Origin of the sequence: Sulfuricurvum sp. (assembly GCF_031427015.1) — a bacterium.
Taxonomy (GTDB): domain Bacteria; phylum Campylobacterota; class Campylobacteria; order Campylobacterales; family Sulfurimonadaceae; genus Sulfuricurvum.
On sequence record NZ_JASJOW010000003.1, the window covers coordinates 247,678 to 264,100 of the forward strand.

Genomic DNA, 16,423 nt, shown 5'->3' on the forward strand with positions numbered 1-16,423 from the left:
TAAAGTTGGTGTAGTGTAACATCTGATTCTATAGATAAACTGAAAAATATTAACAATGTTTCTCACTACGTTTCGTTACAGTTAAATGCGGTAAAATATAAGAGAAATTCAGAATAAGGTTTATTTATGCGTTGGCTATTGTTTTTACTAATTTCATTGAACGTATGGGCGGTCGGTTTTTTACAGCCCGATGAAGCGTTTAAACCTAAAATCAGCATGATTGACGGGGAAACTATCGGTGTCGAAATCGAGCTTGGAGAAAAAATTTATCTTTATGCCGAAAAATTGAAAGTTGAGGATAGCGATCTAAAAGACGGGATCAACTTTGTTTCAGTAAAGATGAATGAAGCTATTGAACACGAAGGTGAGCGTGTTTTCGAGGAATCTCCGGCGATTCGCATTAAACTCTCTAAAAACTCTGGTCTTAGCGGAGAAAAGAGTGTTAGTGTAAAACTCTCTTATCAAGGGTGCTCTTCTGCGGGGTTATGTTATGAACCGACAGAGACAATCTTGAAAATCGGGATAAATGCCGATAACCTTCCCCTCGGAAGCGGAGGAAATAATTCTATATTAAAGGCTCCGGCTGTTGAAACCGCAACCTTGACAGTTACCGAACCCGACAAAGGGGCGAAAACATCCGAGACAGATCAAATTGCGAGTGTTATTCAGGGTGGAAGTCTCTGGTTTATTATTTTGAGCTTTTTTGGATTCGGTTTATTGTTAGCATTAACTCCGTGTGTATTTCCGATGATTCCGATTATCTCATCGGTCATAGTGGCACAAGGGGCTGGGCTAGGGACTAAAAAAGCATTTTGGCTCTCCGTTGTTTATGTACTTTCTATGGCGGTTGCGTATACGATAGCCGGTATTTTGGCAGGGCTTTTCGGTGCGAACCTTCAAGCGGCATTCCAAACACCGTGGATTATTACTTTATTCTCTTTGATCTTTGTCGTCTTGGCAATGTCGATGTTTGATCTTTTTGAGCTTCAAATTCCTAATGTCATTCAATCACGTATTACACAAATTAGCGGACAACGAAGCGGTATCGTGGGTGTAGCCATTATGGGATTTCTCTCGGCATTGATCGTTGGACCGTGTGTTGCGGCACCGTTGGCGGGGGCATTGATATACATCGGTCAAACGGGTGATGCATTGCTTGGCGGTGTTGCTCTTTTTGCCCTTAGCATCGGTATGGGGATTCCGCTGGTAGCAGTGGGTACCAGTGCCGGCAAATTTATGCCGCGTCCGGGTGTTTGGATGGATACCGTAAAATCAATTTTCGGAGTGATGCTGATCGGTGTCTCTATTTGGATGATTAGCCGTATTCTTGATGAAAACATTTCGATGATGCTGTGGGGAGCATTGGCAGTGTTCGTAGCGATAAATATCGGCGCACTTGAACCGATTCGCGGACGTTGCATCAAGTGTCATCGTGCCAACAAAAAAGCACTTGGCATTATTATTTTACTTTACGGTATGTCGTTATTACTTGGAGGGATGAGCGGAGCGAAAAGCCCGCTTCACCCGCTTGATCCTTTTTTGCCAAATAAAGAAGCGGTAGCTTCTGTCGCACAAAATCAACATAAAACATTTGAACGTATTACTTCAATCGAAGAGTTGGATGCAATTTTGGCAGACAACAAAGGTAAACGTGTAATGGTTGATTTTTATGCTGATTGGTGCACCGCATGTAAAGAATTGGAAGAAAAAACCTTTAGCGACGAATCCGTTAAAACAGCAATGGACAGCTATGTTCTTGTAAAAGTAGACTTAACTGCCAATGACGAGGCTGCACGTGCGATCAGTTCAAAATACGGTATCTTCGGCCCTCCGGCTATTTTATTTTTTGATGAAAAAGGGGAGCGAACTAAAAGTTCTGATATTGTCGGATTTAAAGATCCTCAAGAATTTCTAAAACATTTAGGAGCAATCTAATGGGTAAAATAATATTGGTATTATCGCTTCTAGCAAGCTGTGCATTGGCGGAACTCAAATGGGCATCATCGTATGACGCGGCATTGGCACAAGCAAAAAAAGAGAAAAAAAATATTATGGTGATGCTTTCACGTGAAGAGTGTCCGGCGTGTGAATACATGAATGATGTCGTTTTTGAAGAAAAAGCGGTTACGAGTGAAATTCACAAAAGCTTTGTTCCGGTTCATCTCGATATTCACAAAGACTTTCTTCCTGAGGGATTAGGATACATCGGAACACCGACATTTCATTTTTTAAATGCTTCAGGCAAGAAAATCGGTCGCCATGACGGTGCCGCAAATATTCCGACGTTTATGGGTATTTTGGGAAAATATAAAAAATAGAGTTCCACTTAGATGTAGAACGATAATTGAATACCTTTATAAAAAAGGCTCTCAATGTCTCATTTGCCGGAAGCTTTAAAAGTCGGTATAGATACGATTGACCAACGGCATGAAGAGTTCTATGTGTTGTACAACACACTCAAAAATGCTACAGATAGCGATTTTTTAGAAGCTTTTAATGCGGTTATTCTTCATACTCAGGGACATTTTGCCGAAGAAGAGGCGGATATGGAACGGGTCGTTTATCCGAATAAATCCGAACATAAACAAGAGCACCAAAAAGCACTCGATGAGATGAATTATTTCAGAGAGAAAGTAGTGAGTGGGAAGCTGGTGTTTGCTAAAGTGTATGTGAAGGATCGGCTAGGTGATTGGTTTCGCAATCATCTGCTTAATATGGACAGCGATTTGGCAAGGGTAATCACCCTAAGCCGCTAGGTATTTATTTATTTTCGACTAACTTATCCAAAATATAAAGCTGCATATTTTTATGCGGTATCTCTTTTTCCAATGCTTCCGAATAAATCTTTGCTACCTCTTTGGCATGTAAATCGTAATCAAAATGGGGAAAATGATTTACCCATGCACTTTTGATAATTTTTAATGCGACCGTATCAATAAGGTACTCTTTAAAAATAGCGTAGGTTGCAAAAAACATCCCCGTAAAGAGTATCGCCATCAAAATCAGAAGATGGCAATCTATCTTTGCCAATACGGTATGGAAAAGTGCCGAGGCAGGGAGTAAAATTAAATGCCAAAGGGCTATAAAAACGAGGTAGCTTCGTCCGATACTGAGACGGAATCCCGGAATTTTTCCTTCGAGTTTGAGTCCCTCTTGATACATTTTATTCGTTTTTAAAAGATCACGAAAAAGCATCGGGCCATCACTCAAGCTAAAAGTATAGGGGATGATCTTATCGTTGGTAAAACTACCGATTTTTGTTCTCATCCATGAAACTAGTCTAATCATTGTTTTCCTTAATAATCTGGCTCATTCGTTTTGCACTGCCGTGACGCAAAAGCTCACGGAGTTTTTTTGCATCGTTAAAAAATGCAATTTTATCCATTTGTTGATAAGCATTATACAGATTTTGTGCATTGACTTCGTTTTGAATGAACTCAGGATGCAGAGATCTTCCGTATGCATGGGAAAAAAGGATGTTTCCTAACCCTACGAAATCGAGTTTAACTAGCCTTTTTGCGATGGCATAATCGAGTGATTTGGCGATATAGGTGAGGATGAACGGTGTCCCTATAAGAGATGCTTCCAATGTAGCGGTACCGCTGCAGATAAAGGCAAAGTCCGATTCAGCCAAACTTTGATGTGCGGTATAGGTAATTTCAAAATCAGAGATGTCACCGTACAGCTCTTGAATCTGTTGATCGCTAAAGTGTGGAGGAATGACAACTACGGCACGTGTCTCCAACATAGCACGTAATTCTCGAAATACACTCATAAGACGTTTAATCTCTCCCGGGCGGCTTCCGGGCATAAATGTTATCTTTCCGCTTGGAGTGAGATCGGCTTTACGGACGGTGATCTCATCGAGGAGGGGGTGTCCTACGTACTCGATAGGAGCATCGGGAGAATAATAGGAGGGTTCAAAAGGCAAAATAGAACAAAGTTTGGTGATTGTTTTCTCCAGTATGGGAATCCGTTTCTTTTTCCATGCCCATGCTTGAGGGAGAATATAATAAATGATCTCTTTTTTCGGATAGCGTTTGCGAATCGCTTTGGCCAGAGGGAGATTAAATCCCGATGAATCGATCAGAAGCACTTTATCGGCAGACTCAGCCAGCTTGAGCATTTGATCTTTGAGGCGGAAGAAAAAAGGGAGTTTTCTAATCGCATCAACAAATCCCATAACGGAAGTAGAACGCAGATCGACAATACTCTCTCCCAATGAGCGGTCAAATATACCGTGTAATGTGACATCTTCGTCCAGTTCTTTCACAAGATAGGCCAAATGAACGTTGGCAGAGTGCTCAAGAGCGCTGACTAATACTTTCATGATCCTCCATCTCCTCGTGTGCTTATATCGGGTTTGTAATTGCTTTTGTTTTCATGGTATTCACTTAAAAAAGTGGTTAGAGCATCGATCTCTTTGTCATTAAGCCCCATAGCAAAAGGGATCATCATTTGCGATTGCTGGGTAGAACCTTTTTTAGCGCGATAATCTTTTAGTTTTGAAATTAAAAACGGTTTGCGCCGATAGGCAAGAGCGGGGTATAAGTTTGTCCCTGTAGCTGATATCCCGTGACATCCGCTGCACCCCTTTGAAAAATAGAGATTTTTACCCGTTTTATAGATGTCAGTAGCACTGTAGAGAAATATCGGGAGTAAAAACAGAATGAACTTGAGCACTTTAGAGGTACCTTTAACATTTCTTGGACTAAAATACCGTAATTATACCTACAAAAGAGCAATGGGAGAGATTATGATCATATCGGGTGCAATTATCTGTGATATCAATGGAGAACGTTATGGTGATGTTCAGATTGAAAATGGGGTGATTACCGCGATCGGAGAGAATCTTAGCGGCGATGAGATTATTCGAGCGGATGGATGCTATTTGATTCCTGCTCTTGTTGATACCGATGTACGTTTAAAAGATTCGCAACTCAACAGAACAAATCTTGAAAAACTATCAGGTAGAGCACTTAGCGGTGGAGTCGGTACCGTGCTTCTTGCCAGTGATTCTATCCCACGCATCGATAATGAGATAACTCTGGAATTTGTCCAACAGCACCGTTATTCAAAAAACGGTGCAACCATTGAGACAGCGGTAAGTGCGTTAAATGATTCAGGGGCTTTGAGCAATATCGCTATTATGCTGAAAAAAGGGTGCCTAGCGGTGCATACTTCGACGATTCAAGATTATAATCTAATTAATCGTATTGCCCAGTATCTGAAAATGGCAGAGAAAACTTTGTTTTACAAGGCGGAAGATAAAAGTCTTTTTGAGAGCGGCGTAATTAGTGACGGTGAGATTGCTTCACAGCTTGGTCTGCCGGGAATATCACCGATGTCCGAAGTCGTCCACATCGCTTCTATGATTGAAATCGCCCGCTATTTCGGAATCAAAATCGTCTTTAAAAGTGTTACGGAGCCCCGATCGATCGAATTAATTGCACAAGCACGCAAAGAGGGGATATCGGTAGAGTGCGAAGTAGCGATTCACCATTTGCTGAAAAGTGATTCGGCATGCGCAGGATTTGATACGGATGCTAAAATAAACCCCCCTTTAGTGAGCGAATCTAAACGTCTTCAACTTATCGATGCGTTAATAAGAGGAGATATCCATTCTTTAACGTCGCTCCATCAACCCAACTCCGATGTACATAAAGATATCACTTTTTACGATGCCAATGTCGGGACAACTTCTATTACCGAGTACCTTCCGTTGTGCTATAGCTATCTCATTAAAAATAAAATTATCGATATGAGCAAATTTATCGGGCTGGCTTCACGTACACCGGCAGAACATATCGGGATAAAATCGGGAGAAATTACAGTAGGATTGAGTACGAATTGTATTGTATTTGATCCGTCTAAAAAAACGGAAGTTCCCCATCACCACAGTCTCTATAAAAATGAAATATTAGAGGGAAAAGTGATAATGGCGATTTGTCGCGGAGAAGTGACTACGTTTTAATTACAGTGATTTAGCATTGCGAAATTCCGAAATTTCCGCTTCGACCATTTCATCGATCATGATTTTGTAAAGGGTGGTGAGGAGATTTGGAGAAACCCCGAACTCCATTGCACGGGTACGGACACGGTCCATCACCGCTTCCATTCTCTCATTGGCTTTGATCTCTTCGATAGAGTGTTTAAAGTTTGCGGCTTGTTTAACGTAACTGTTGCGAGCAGCAATTAATTCGACGATCTGATCGTCCAAATGATCAATATGGTTGCGAACTTCCGCTAGGGAATGGCATTCTTCAATTTTCATTCAAAATCCCCTTTTCAAACATATCGATATGATACCATATAATATCATTTCTCTCACTATATCACATTTATATCACACAAAAATATATAATAATATCTTATTTGCTATTTTTCGCCACATTTCACTATTTCTTATAAATATTTAAGATTAAGGCTATTATGATGTCCGGAGCGATAATTCAAATTTCGCAATCGATATTGCATAGAATGAAGGAGACTCATTATGAACATTTCAAGACGTGACTTACTTAAATTTGCCGGTCTAAGTGCAGCAGCTGCTGCCGTAACTGGTTGTACAGCTGCTACAGGCGCAACTCCGGGTGCACAAGGTGCAGCTAACAAAATGCTCGGTAAACATCAAGTAGTTATTATCGGTGGCGGTTGGGGCGGTTTGACCGTTGCCAAAGAGTTGAAAAAAATTGATCCTAAATTCGATGTTGCGATTATCGAAAAAAATGACAGCTTTATGTCGTGTCCGTTTTCAAACTGTAATCTTGGCGGACTTAAAGGTGTAAGCCTTAGTACATTGACACATGACTATGCACAAGCAGTAGAAAAAAACGGTTACGGTATGTTGACTGCAGTAGTTACAGGAATTGATCGTGCCAACAAAGTTGTTCACACTTCTAAAGGCGGAGTAGGTTATGACATCCTCGTTCTTGCACCGGGTATCGACTATAACTATAAAGGGCAATTCCCAGCTTGGTCTGATGCTAAAATTGCAAAAGCACGTCGTGTAGCTCCTGCGGCATTGGTTCCGGGCGGTGAGCACGTGTCACTTGATCGTATGGTAAAAACGATGGAAGACGGTGATGTTGTTATCACGGTTCCGGCAGGTAAATATCGTTGTCCTCCGGCTCCGTTTGAGCGCGCAAGTATGATTGCAAACTACATGAAAAAAGAGGGACTAAGCGGTAAAGTTATCATTCTTAATGAAACGGCTGAAATCGCTAAAGGTGCAGCTTTCAAAGAAGCATGGGCTGAAATTAACAAAGGTGCCGTAGTGCACGAAAGCAACTGTAAAATTTCTGATGTTGATTTTGATAAAAAAGAGATCACTTACGTTCAAACCGTATTCAAAGATAAAGATGATACCGAAGGGACTAAAACAACTAAGACCATCAAATACGGTGTCTTCAATTTTATCCCTCACAATATGTCTAATCCTGTTATCGAGATGGCAGGTGTTGCCGTTACTCCGGACGGGTTCAAGAAAGTTAAAATGGCAACCAGTCCTGAAAAACCGGTTTCATTCCAAACTGCTAGTGATAAAGCTGTTTATGCAGTCGGTGACGTTGTCGGACATGCTATCCCTCCAAGCGGACAATCGGCTATCTGGTCAGGTAAAGAGTGTGCAAAAGAGATTGCGCATGTACTCCACGGAAAATCGTACAGTGTGGCATCAGCACTTCCATATAAAAGTGCAAACGTTTGTTACTCAATGGTGGGTGAAAATCCTGAAGAAGCAATTATGGTTAATCATGAATTTATGGTTGCAGGACCGGTTATCGGTTCAAAAGGAAGCGTTCCAAAAGGTGACGAAGCGAATAATAAATTCCGTTCAACCGGTCTTGCAAAAGCAACTCACGATTGGTACAAAGGTGCAATGCGCGATTTGTTTAGTTAACTCTTTTTCTCCCCATTTGGGGAGAATGTCGTCTTAAAATCTGCTACACTTATACCCTCAAAACTACTCAACACGGACAATATCATGGATAGAAGAAATTTTTTAAAAGTTGTTGCTGCCGGTGCAACGGTCGTGGCGGTTAATCCATCACTGATTCGTGGAAATCTCTACGCAAGCGACGGTGCTTTATACAAAGCATATGAAAAAACACAGCTAGTTGATGCAGCGGGCAAACCGATTAAAGCATCTGCCCTCTTAAAAGAAGTGACCTATATTTTCAATTATCCATACGCTTCAACTCCTTGTATGTTGATCAATCTTCCGCAACCGACTGAAAAAGAAGTTACGTTAAAATCTGAGAGCGGCGAATCGTATGTCTGGAAAAACGGTATCGGTAAAGAGCGTACGATTGTATCTTATGTCGCGATCTGTACCCATCAAATGACCCATCCGACCCCTAATGATAGTTTTATCGGGTATGTGCCGAAAGCTAAAAAAACGATGGCGTACGATAAAAGCGGCGTTATCGTCTGTTCATCGCATCTTTCTGCATTCGATGCCGGAGCGGGAGCTAAAGTACTTGGTGGTGCTGCGACACAGCCGCTTCAGGCTGTAGTGTTGGAACATGCTGCAGATGATACCATTTGGGCTGTCGGGATTTTAGGACAAGATAAATTCCACGATTATTTTAGAGAATTTCGTCCTGAATTCAAAGAGTTTTACGGTGGACCGGCGGAAGCTAAAAAACTGGTTTCAATTTCGGCTAAAACAGTTAAGTTGACTGAGTTTACCAAAGAAGTCATTCAATACTAAGGGGATCAATATGAAAAAATTACTAAGTGTGCTTGTGGCAGGCGGTATCATTTTCGGTTCATTGAATGCGGCTGAAACAGATCACCGCAGTATGTTGATGAAAGATATGCGTACGATGTTGGATGCAATGGAACAGATTCAGCGTGGAGGACTTTACAGTTCGACGGATGAGATGAAAGCGGGGATAAAAAAGCTTCAGGGGACTCTCAAAACCCTTGAGAGCGAAGAGATTAAATTTATTCTCCCAAAAGATCAGGTGTATGCCTACAAATTTGCTCAAAAATCAGCGCATATGCTTCGCCTTTATTCAGACGATATGATTACGTCTATCGATGCAGGTCGTATGGACAATGCGCTGGATGATTACAATCAGCTACTCAAACAATGTACTTCATGCCATATTCGTATCCGAAACTGGTAAAGTAGCGCTTCATCCCAAGCATTGGCTTGGGAACTTCTAATATTGATTTGTTATTAACTAATCATTTCTTTTTTTAATTTAAAATGCATATACCTTTTCCTAAATGTTACATTTATGGTACTATTTATCACATTTTTGTCTCATTGTATGACAAATTTGTCTTTTTATTAAAAACTATTATAAATATCAAGAAATCTTTAAGAAATACTTGTTATGATGGTCGCATGATTCGGAATAAGTAAATCTTATTTCGGACGGTTTCTTGAAGGAGAATGAATGAAATTAGGAAAACTTAGTCTAGTCGCTGTAATGGCTCTTGGAACAAGCGCATTTGCAATCGATAACGTAAAAGTAAACGGTGAAGCAAAAGTTTGGTATCAAACTACTGAAAATAACAATGATTCAACCAAAGACTTTTTCGATAAAGATACAAACTCAATGGCTGAAGTTAAATTAAGTGTTGGTGCAACAGCTGATTTGCTTCAAAACTTAAGTGCGGGTGTTAAAATGACTGCACTTTCTACACTTGGTCTTGAAAACAACTTGGTTGGTAATGTTCCGGCTGCTACTACTGAAATGGATGGCGATGCTGCTACTGAGCCTTTGAAAGATCAAAGCTGGGTAGAAGAACTTTATCTTGCATACACTATGGGTAAAACAACGGCTAAAATCGGTCGTCAAGCATTGAATACACCACTTGCGTTCACTGAAACATGGAACGTAGTAGATAACACATTCGAAGCGGCAGTATTGCTAAATAACGATCTTCCGGATACAACATTGGTAGCTGCATGGGTTGGCGGTCATAACGGTACGGGTATGATTACTGAAAAAGCTGGTGCAACTGTTCTTGCCGCAGGTCGTGGTAAAACTGTATCTAACAGCGGTGAGTTTGGTACATTTGGACTTGACGGTGCGTATGCTGCCGGTGCGATCAATAAATCTATCCCGGATACAACTGTACAAGCATGGTACTACAATGTTGATAACGTAGCGGATGCTTTCTGGTTGCAAGCAGATGCTAAAGTTCTTGGTATGGTAAGTCTTGGTGTTCAATATGCAGGTATGAACCCAGATGGAACTACAAGAGATTTGACTGCGGCTACAAGTCAACGTGATACTGATGCAACTGCTGTAAAAGCTGCAGTTGATGTTGCGGGTGTAAATCTTTATGCAGCATATTCATCTGTAACAGATGGTACACTTGGTTTTGCCAACGTTGCAACGGGTGATAAATCAAGTCTTTATACTACTCTTGGTAGTATCTACTTAGATGGCGAAATCGCTGCTGCTCCGGATACCAATACTTGGAAAGTCGGTGCATCAACTAAATTGGTTCCTGGTGTTGCTCTTTCTACAAGCTACGGTGTAGCTAAAACGGGTGATAATGAAGGTACTGTAGCTGTTTCTAAAGGTGCTTCAACAAATAACTGCGAATTTACTGCATGGGACGTTGTAGCTAATACTCAAGTTGGACCGGTTGGTTTGACTGCTATCTATACACAATTCGAAAAAGATGTGGATAATACAACTGCAGGTGATAACTTGACAGATTCTATTCGTATCATCGCTTCTTTAAAATTCTAATACTTAGAATTTTCCCTTTTCAGGGCCTTCGGGCCCTAAATTCTCCTTATGTTAAGCTTTCCGCCTGAGAATTCGTCACTCTCAGGCACCTTCACACTTCTTTTTAAACTAAATTCTTTTTGCTTGCCGTTTCGGTGTAATCGTATTTGCATCTTTTATTTTTTTCTCTTGAGTCGATTGTCGTAGAAAAAACGGAATGGTTTTTTCAGGTCGTGAGGATAAATCATTTATCAAGGCTTCTTCTACAATCTTTGTCTCATGAAGTTCACATAGATAAGTATGGATCAATGTTATTTGGCGATCCAGCGAGATTTTCCACGTGGAGAGAGTTTGGGTGTAAATCCATTCGCTGAATGCGTAAAACCCCTCAAATACGTTTCCCTTACTCCAAAGGAGAGGAACTGTTTTCGTAAAGCTTCCGCTGTTGTAGAAAATATCCCAAAATCTCGCAAATCGCTTCATTTTTTGTATTTGTTCAAAACGCAATAAATTGTTTTGCAGAATGTCATAGGGAGGAGTATCGCTGTAGATCATTCCATGCGTTTGATCGTGGCGTGAAAGGGTTGTTCCTGAGAGGTTTTTAAGTATTCCAATTTGGATTTCACTATGAGTAAGAGAGACAAGTGTGTCGAGATTACGACCAAACCCTTCTAATGTTTCTCCCGGAAGTCCGACGATAAGATCGAGGTGCATGTGTGCACGTGTCTCATTTTCCAAGAATCGTAGGTTATCAAAAATCTTTTCAATTTTTAGAGGACGATTAATCCCTTTAGCAATAATAGGATCGAGAGTTTGAATCCCGATTTCGAGCTGCAACGATCCTGCTGGGAACTGTTTTATTTTCTCTTTCAACACATCGGGGAAATGATCGGGAATGACTTCAAAATGGGCAAAGTACGGTGGCTCTTTGGAGAGAAAGAAATCGAGGATGCGGTTGGCGAAGGTCATGTTGAGATTAAAGGTGCGGTCGATGAACTTGAAACTCCGCGCACCGCGCTCCCAAAGTGTTTCAAACTCTTCTAACAGCTCATCGAGGGGGAAGTTACGCACTTTCTCATCAATAGAGGAGAGACAGAACTCACACTCGAACGGACATCCTCGTGAGGCCTCGACGTAGATATAACGGTGCGCTACATCCTCATCGTTGAAAGCAGAGTAGGGGAGGCTGATTGATTTGAGATCGGGAAGAGGCGCTTTGATAAACTTCTCTTTTGGCAAATCATTGGCAAAGATTTTTTGGCATAAATCATAAAACGCCACTTCCCCTTCACCGCTGATGATGTAATCGGCTTTACTCAAATCGACGCGATGTGGCAGATATCCTGCTTCGGGACCGCCGATGACGATGATTGTCTGAGGGGAGACTTTTTTGAGGGTTTGGATCAGCTCTGCACTCTGAGCGGCGTTCCAAATATAGACACCGATGCCGATGATGCGCGGTGAGTGTTTGAGTAAATCCTCGGCGATACTCTGTATCTGTTCATTCATCGTAAATTCGATGATTTTTGTCTCGGATTGGAGCTCGTGCAAGTTGGCGTACAGATAGCGTAAACCCAATGCGGTATGGGCATAGCGGGCATTTAAAGTCGTTAGAAGAATAGTGTGCATAAGGTTTCCGATAAAAGATAACGTATTATATGGTATTCTACAGATACTACGCCCTAAAGGGAGATATTATGCGTTATATTCGCACTTTAGATTCATTAGGAATTAATGATATTGCATTGGTCGGGGGTAAAAATGCCTCTTTGGGAGAGATGATCGGTTCCCTCAAAGTTCTGGGGGTAAAAGTTCCCGAAGGGTTTGCCGTAACGGCGGAAGGGTATCGTCTCTTTATTTCCCATAATAGGTTTGAACCGAAAATACGTCAGTTTTTTAACGGCGTCGATCTGAGTGACATCGAAGCGTTGAACCGATGCGGGGATGCGATACGTTCTCTCATGCTCAGCGGTGAAATGCCGGATGTGTTAAAAATCGAAATTGCCGAGAGTTATCGTGCTATGGAGCATGAGTACGGTACAGCATCAGTAGATGTGGCGGTACGCTCATCCGCAACGGCGGAAGATTTGCCCGATGCGAGTTTTGCAGGGCAGCAGGAGAGCTACCTAAACGTTCGTGGGGAGACAATGCTTATCGAACACGTTAAGCGGTGTTTCGCCTCACTCTTTACCGATCGTGCGATCAGTTACCGCAACAGTCGCGGGTATGACCATTTCGCCGTTGCCCTCTCGGTGGGGGTGCAAAAAATGGTGCGCAGCGACTTGGCCAGCAGCGGGGTGATGTTCACCATCGATACGGAGAACGGTTCGGAAAATTTGATCCTTATCAACTCGATTTTGGGGTTGGGGGAGAACATCGTCGGCGGACGGGTCAATCCTGATGAATTTTTTCTCTTTAAACCGACACTCAAAGAGGGGAAAGTCTCTATCCTCAAACGCCAACTCGGCTCCAAAGCTCTCACGATGACCTATGATGAACGTCACTATACGATGAACCTCTCCACCCCGAAAGAGCTGCAGGAACTCTTTTCGATTAACGACGACGAGGTTGCGACACTGGCGAGCTATGCATTGATTATCGAAGAGCACTACAGCGCAATGGCAGGGGAATACCGTCCGATGGATATCGAATGGGCGAAAGACGGTCTTACGGGTGAGCTTTTTATTGTTCAAGCCCGCCCTGAAACGGTACAAAGTCGTAAAATGTCTGACACGACGTTGGAGCAGTACCGCTTTAGAGGGGAAGTGAGTGCGAAAATACTCCTTAGCGGTAAAGCGATCGGCGATAAGATCGGATCAGGAAATGTCAAAATCATCCACTCACCCGCTGAAGGGGAGTCTTTCCTCTCAGGGGATGTCCTTGTCGCCGATATCACCGATCCCGATTGGGAGCCGATTATGAAAAAAGCCTCCGCCGTTATCACCAATCGCGGAGGTCGGACGTGTCACGCCGCCATTGTCGCGCGTGAGATCGGTGTTCCTGCTATCGTGGGGACGGTCAATGCAACCGAGGTATTACACGATGGTGAAGCCGTAACGGTTAGTTGTGCGGAGGGGGAGAACGGAGTGGTTTATGAGGGATCGGTTTCGTATGAGATTACCAAAATCGATTTGGGCAATCTTATTCCGACGAAGACAAAACTCTATATGAACGTCGGAAATCCCGATATCGCCTTTAAAGTGGCAAAACTCCCTAATGACGGAGTTGGGCTGGCGCGAATGGAGTTTATTATCTCCAACACCGTCAAAGCACACCCTATGGCATTGGTTGAACTTTCCCGTGGGAAAAAGATTCGTGAGCACAAAGCGATTAGAGCCGCGATGTTGGGATATGATGATCCGAAGAGGTTTTTTATCGACAAGATTTCCGAGGGGGTAGGGATGATCGCGGCGGCGTTTTATCCCCGTCCTGTCGTTGTCCGAACCAGTGATTTTAAGTCCAATGAGTACAAGCACATGGTCGGAGGGGCAGCCTATGAGTCGGATGAAGAGAACCCGATGATCGGATTTCGCGGGGCAAGCCGCTATTACTCTGAGCAATACCGAGAAGCTTACGAGTGGGAGTGCGAAGCGTTGAAGCGGGTGCGTGATGATATGGGGCTTAGTAACGTCAAAGTGATGCTCCCCTTTGTCCGTACACCCGATGAAGGGCTTAAAGCGATTGCGGTGATGAATGAAGCGGGATTGGTGCAAAGGGAAAACGGCTTGGAAATCTACGCGATGTGCGAAATCCCCTCCAATGTTATCTTGGCTGATCAATTTTTGGAAATCTTCGACGGCTACAGTATCGGCTCCAACGACCTCACCCAGCTCACCCTCGGAGTCGATCGGGACAGTACATTGGTCGCGGCGGTATTCGATGAGCGTAACGAGGCGGTGACGCGGATGCTCTCAATGGCGATACGTGCGTGTAAAGAGCGGGGAAAATACATCGGTATCTGCGGTCAGGCACCCTCGGATTACCCTGAAATCACCCGATTTTTAGTAGAGGAGGGGATCGATTCGATCTCCCTCAACCCCGATTCACTTTTAAAAATGCGGCAAGTTGTGAGTGTGTTTGAAACGGCAAACTAGATTAAATTGAAAATATTATTATTTATTTTATTGTATTATTGCATAGAAAACATTTTTGATATGAGGTAGAAAGATTGAAATACAAAATTTATTTTACAATTTTATATATATTTTTTAATTTTGGGCAGTTGAATGCAGATATTCTTGAAAGTTTACTTGGTTCATACAGAAATCATATTGATGTTCAAGGAACATTTAAAGAAGGTATATATACCCCACCGGATAAAGATTTTGAATTTATAGTTCCATCACTTTTTGAGCCTGGATATAGAATTAATGACTTTATTAATCCAAATGATAAATCACATGGAAACGTAACATTTCTTGATGATTATGGGCAATTATTTAGAATAGATTTTTGGGACAACCATTTAAACAAAACGCAAATGCAAAGATTAGAAGAATTAGATGAAGAAGTATTAATTTTATTTAAAAAATTTATGAACACTGTACAAATAATAAAAAAAGAAAAAATAGCGGATGATGTTTATTTTGTGTTTTATGATTTTCCAAAAGGTTCATCTGTTTTGGTAAACGATCATAGAATCAATGCGACTAGAGGAGTTTTGTTTTTTGCTAAAGAGAATAAAATTATTCTATTGTCTGAACAATTTTTAGAAACTCGTAATGATTATCGAGATTATGAAAAGGCAAAAAGATTACTTTTATCTTTAAAGGATAAAAATTTCAAATTTTCATCTACCGTTCAGAACGAAATAAAAGATTCAAATGAACAGCTAATAATTGGTTATAAATATCTTGAATCTAAACAGTTCCCTAAGGCTAAATATTGGATTGAAAAATCAGCATTACAAGGTAACGCCCATGCTGAATGGACTTTAGGATTGATGCTTATCCAAGGAGATGGATGTCAAGTTGATTATACAACTGCAAAAAAATGGCTTGAAAAATCTTCAAATCAAGGTCATATTCATGCTACATATGATTTGGCAGCAATGTACAATAATGGGGAAGGGGTTCAAAAAGACACTGATATGGCAAAGCAATTATTTATAAAATGTGCGGATGCTGGTTATAAAGCAGCATTCACAGAATTAATAAAACTTTATCGAAAAGAAGAAAATAAGGAAAAAGTGGAATATTGGCAAGAGAAATTATCAAAGATTTAAATATTTCTGTCTACACGGGAATGACTGAGAAGTTTCCGTTCGTGGTGAGCGTGTCGAACCATGAACCGTTCTACCCTTCGACAAGCTCAGGGCGAACGGAAGAAACTTACGAGCGGTTTAGTATCTTCTCTTTTTCCGCTTCGTACTCTTCGGGTGTGAGGATACCCTCATCCAACAGCGATTTTAGTTTCGTGAGATGATCGTATTTATGACTCGGATTTTGCTCTTCTAGCGGGATTCGTTTCATGTTTCGTCCGAGCAACAGATAGAGTAATACACCGATAAACGGTAAGAAGAAGACGACAAGAAGCCACACCACCTGCATCAGATCTTCTTTGAATTTGGAGGTGATGATATCGATCATTGCCCATATCCATATTGCGAACATTCCGACAAGTATAAAGAGAAAAAACAGATTCAATCCTAATAGTATTTCCATCATCGTAACCTCAATGTTTTTAGATACGGTATCGTAACGTAGATATGACAACAAGGCGTA

At 41.7% G+C, this 16,423-nt stretch carries 16 protein-coding genes; 10 read left to right on the forward strand and 6 right to left on the reverse strand.

Annotated elements, in window-relative coordinates; translation table 11 throughout:
• Nucleotides 1–126: 126 nt before the first annotated feature.
• Genes dsbD through RMO68_RS06530 form a run of 3 tightly spaced genes read left to right on the forward strand, consistent with a single transcriptional unit; the run spans nt 127 to nt 2,756 of the window.
• The gene (gene dsbD / locus RMO68_RS06520) at nt 127–1,935 is read left to right on the forward strand and encodes a protein-disulfide reductase DsbD (RefSeq protein ID WP_310439918.1); all 1,809 of its coding nucleotides are present in this window, start codon (nt 127–129) and stop codon (nt 1,933–1,935) included.
• Nucleotides 1,935–2,318, forward strand: a complete 384-nt coding sequence (locus RMO68_RS06525; protein WP_310439919.1) for a thioredoxin family protein — start codon at nt 1,935–1,937, stop codon at nt 2,316–2,318. Before dsbD ends, RMO68_RS06525 begins: the two co-directional genes overlap by 1 nt.
• 54 nt (nt 2,319–2,372) lie before the next feature.
• Nucleotides 2,373–2,756: a hemerythrin family protein gene (locus tag RMO68_RS06530; protein WP_310439920.1), complete on the forward strand. Its 384-nt coding sequence runs from the start codon at nt 2,373–2,375 to the stop codon at nt 2,754–2,756.
• A 4-nt stretch (nt 2,757–2,760) separates the two neighbouring features.
• Here the strand turns inward: RMO68_RS06530 and RMO68_RS06535 are convergent, their stop codons facing one another.
• From RMO68_RS06535 to RMO68_RS06545, 3 genes are read right to left on the reverse strand one after another with little or no spacing between them, the layout of a single operon-like run.
• Nucleotides 2,761–3,288, reverse strand: a complete 528-nt coding sequence (locus tag RMO68_RS06535; protein ID WP_310439921.1) for a hypothetical protein — start codon at nt 3,286–3,288, stop codon at nt 2,761–2,763.
• On the reverse strand, nt 3,281–4,330 hold the full coding sequence (gene lpxB, locus RMO68_RS06540) for a lipid-A-disaccharide synthase (RefSeq protein ID WP_310439922.1): 1,050 nt from the start codon (nt 4,328–4,330) through the stop codon (nt 3,281–3,283). Before lpxB ends, RMO68_RS06535 begins: the two co-directional genes overlap by 8 nt.
• Nucleotides 4,327–4,683 carry a c-type cytochrome gene (locus RMO68_RS06545; protein ID WP_310439923.1) on the reverse strand — a complete coding sequence of 119 codons (357 nt, stop codon included), beginning with the start codon at nt 4,681–4,683 and terminating at the stop codon, nt 4,327–4,329. The genes lpxB and RMO68_RS06545 overlap by 4 nt, the downstream gene beginning before the upstream one ends.
• A 61-nt stretch (nt 4,684–4,744) precedes the next feature.
• On the opposite strand from RMO68_RS06545, the gene RMO68_RS06550 reads away from it, so the two are divergent.
• Nucleotides 4,745–5,974 (forward strand): dihydroorotase, encoded by a 1,230-nt coding sequence (locus RMO68_RS06550; RefSeq protein WP_310439924.1) that lies wholly within the window; start codon nt 4,745–4,747, stop codon nt 5,972–5,974.
• Here RMO68_RS06550 and RMO68_RS06555 read toward each other — a convergent pair whose 3' ends face one another.
• Entirely contained in the window at nt 5,975–6,274 is a 300-nt protein-coding gene (locus RMO68_RS06555; protein ID WP_310439925.1) for a chorismate mutase, read from the reverse strand. It lies immediately after the preceding gene.
• A 222-nt stretch (nt 6,275–6,496) separates the two neighbouring features.
• Between RMO68_RS06555 and RMO68_RS06560 the strand changes: the two genes are divergently transcribed.
• The 4 genes from RMO68_RS06560 to RMO68_RS06575 all read left to right on the forward strand — a co-directional run bounded on the left by RMO68_RS06560 (nt 6,497) and on the right by RMO68_RS06575 (nt 10,721).
• Entirely contained in the window at nt 6,497–7,900 is a 1,404-nt protein-coding gene (locus RMO68_RS06560) for an FAD/NAD(P)-binding oxidoreductase (protein WP_310439926.1), read from the forward strand.
• Nucleotides 7,901–7,984: 84 nt separating this feature from the next.
• Nucleotides 7,985–8,713 carry a Rieske 2Fe-2S domain-containing protein gene (locus RMO68_RS06565; protein WP_310439927.1) on the forward strand — a complete coding sequence of 243 codons (729 nt, stop codon included), beginning with the start codon at nt 7,985–7,987 and terminating at the stop codon, nt 8,711–8,713.
• Nucleotides 8,714–8,723: 10 nt separating this feature from the next.
• The gene (locus RMO68_RS06570; RefSeq protein ID WP_310439928.1) at nt 8,724–9,134 is read left to right on the forward strand and encodes a hypothetical protein; all 411 of its coding nucleotides are present in this window, start codon (nt 8,724–8,726) and stop codon (nt 9,132–9,134) included.
• Nucleotides 9,135–9,410: 276 nt separating this feature from the next.
• Entirely contained in the window at nt 9,411–10,721 is a 1,311-nt protein-coding gene (locus tag RMO68_RS06575) for a porin (RefSeq protein ID WP_310439929.1), read from the forward strand.
• Between the two features lie 108 nt (nt 10,722–10,829).
• Here RMO68_RS06575 and RMO68_RS06580 read toward each other — a convergent pair whose 3' ends face one another.
• Nucleotides 10,830–12,329, reverse strand: a complete 1,500-nt coding sequence (locus tag RMO68_RS06580; RefSeq protein ID WP_310439930.1) for a B12-binding domain-containing radical SAM protein — start codon at nt 12,327–12,329, stop codon at nt 10,830–10,832.
• A 68-nt stretch (nt 12,330–12,397) separates the two neighbouring features.
• Here RMO68_RS06580 and ppsA point away from each other — a divergent pair, with 68 nt between their 5' ends.
• Entirely contained in the window at nt 12,398–14,794 is a 2,397-nt protein-coding gene (gene ppsA / locus RMO68_RS06585; RefSeq protein ID WP_310439932.1) for a pyruvate, water dikinase, read from the forward strand.
• A 74-nt stretch (nt 14,795–14,868) separates the two neighbouring features.
• A complete protein-coding gene (locus RMO68_RS06590) occupies nt 14,869–15,924 on the forward strand; it encodes a tetratricopeptide repeat protein (protein ID WP_310439933.1) in 1,056 nt (351 codons plus the stop codon).
• 106 nt (nt 15,925–16,030) lie between these two features.
• Here the strand turns inward: RMO68_RS06590 and RMO68_RS06595 are convergent, their stop codons facing one another.
• Nucleotides 16,031–16,417, reverse strand: coding sequence for an SHOCT domain-containing protein (locus RMO68_RS06595; protein WP_310439934.1), 387 nt, complete (start codon nt 16,415–16,417; stop codon nt 16,031–16,033).
• Between the last annotated feature and the right edge of the window lie 6 nt (nt 16,418–16,423).

What these genes read in the sequence shown, in the direction of transcription:
- RMO68_RS06560 (WP_310439926.1), top strand. Translation starts at nt 6,497, where the DNA reads ATGAACATTTCAAGACGTGACTTACTTAAATTTGCCGGTCTAAGTGCA.
- dsbD (WP_310439918.1), top strand. Translation starts at nt 127, where the DNA reads ATGCGTTGGCTATTGTTTTTACTAATTTCATTGAACGTATGGGCGGTC.
- RMO68_RS06550 (WP_310439924.1), top strand. Translation starts at nt 4,745, where the DNA reads ATGGGAGAGATTATGATCATATCGGGTGCAATTATCTGTGATATCAAT.
- lpxB (WP_310439922.1), bottom strand. Translation starts at nt 4,330, where the DNA reads ATGAAAGTATTAGTCAGCGCTCTTGAGCACTCTGCCAACGTTCATTTG.
- RMO68_RS06575 (WP_310439929.1), top strand. Translation starts at nt 9,411, where the DNA reads ATGAAATTAGGAAAACTTAGTCTAGTCGCTGTAATGGCTCTTGGAACA.
- ppsA (WP_310439932.1), top strand. Translation starts at nt 12,398, where the DNA reads ATGCGTTATATTCGCACTTTAGATTCATTAGGAATTAATGATATTGCA.
- RMO68_RS06535 (WP_310439921.1), bottom strand. Translation starts at nt 3,288, where the DNA reads ATGATTAGACTAGTTTCATGGATGAGAACAAAAATCGGTAGTTTTACC.
- RMO68_RS06525 (WP_310439919.1), top strand. Translation starts at nt 1,935, where the DNA reads ATGGGTAAAATAATATTGGTATTATCGCTTCTAGCAAGCTGTGCATTG.
- RMO68_RS06530 (WP_310439920.1), top strand. Translation starts at nt 2,373, where the DNA reads ATGTCTCATTTGCCGGAAGCTTTAAAAGTCGGTATAGATACGATTGAC.
- RMO68_RS06565 (WP_310439927.1), top strand. Translation starts at nt 7,985, where the DNA reads ATGGATAGAAGAAATTTTTTAAAAGTTGTTGCTGCCGGTGCAACGGTC.
- RMO68_RS06570 (WP_310439928.1), top strand. Translation starts at nt 8,724, where the DNA reads ATGAAAAAATTACTAAGTGTGCTTGTGGCAGGCGGTATCATTTTCGGT.
- RMO68_RS06555 (WP_310439925.1), bottom strand. Translation starts at nt 6,274, where the DNA reads ATGAAAATTGAAGAATGCCATTCCCTAGCGGAAGTTCGCAACCATATT.
- RMO68_RS06580 (WP_310439930.1), bottom strand. Translation starts at nt 12,329, where the DNA reads ATGCACACTATTCTTCTAACGACTTTAAATGCCCGCTATGCCCATACC.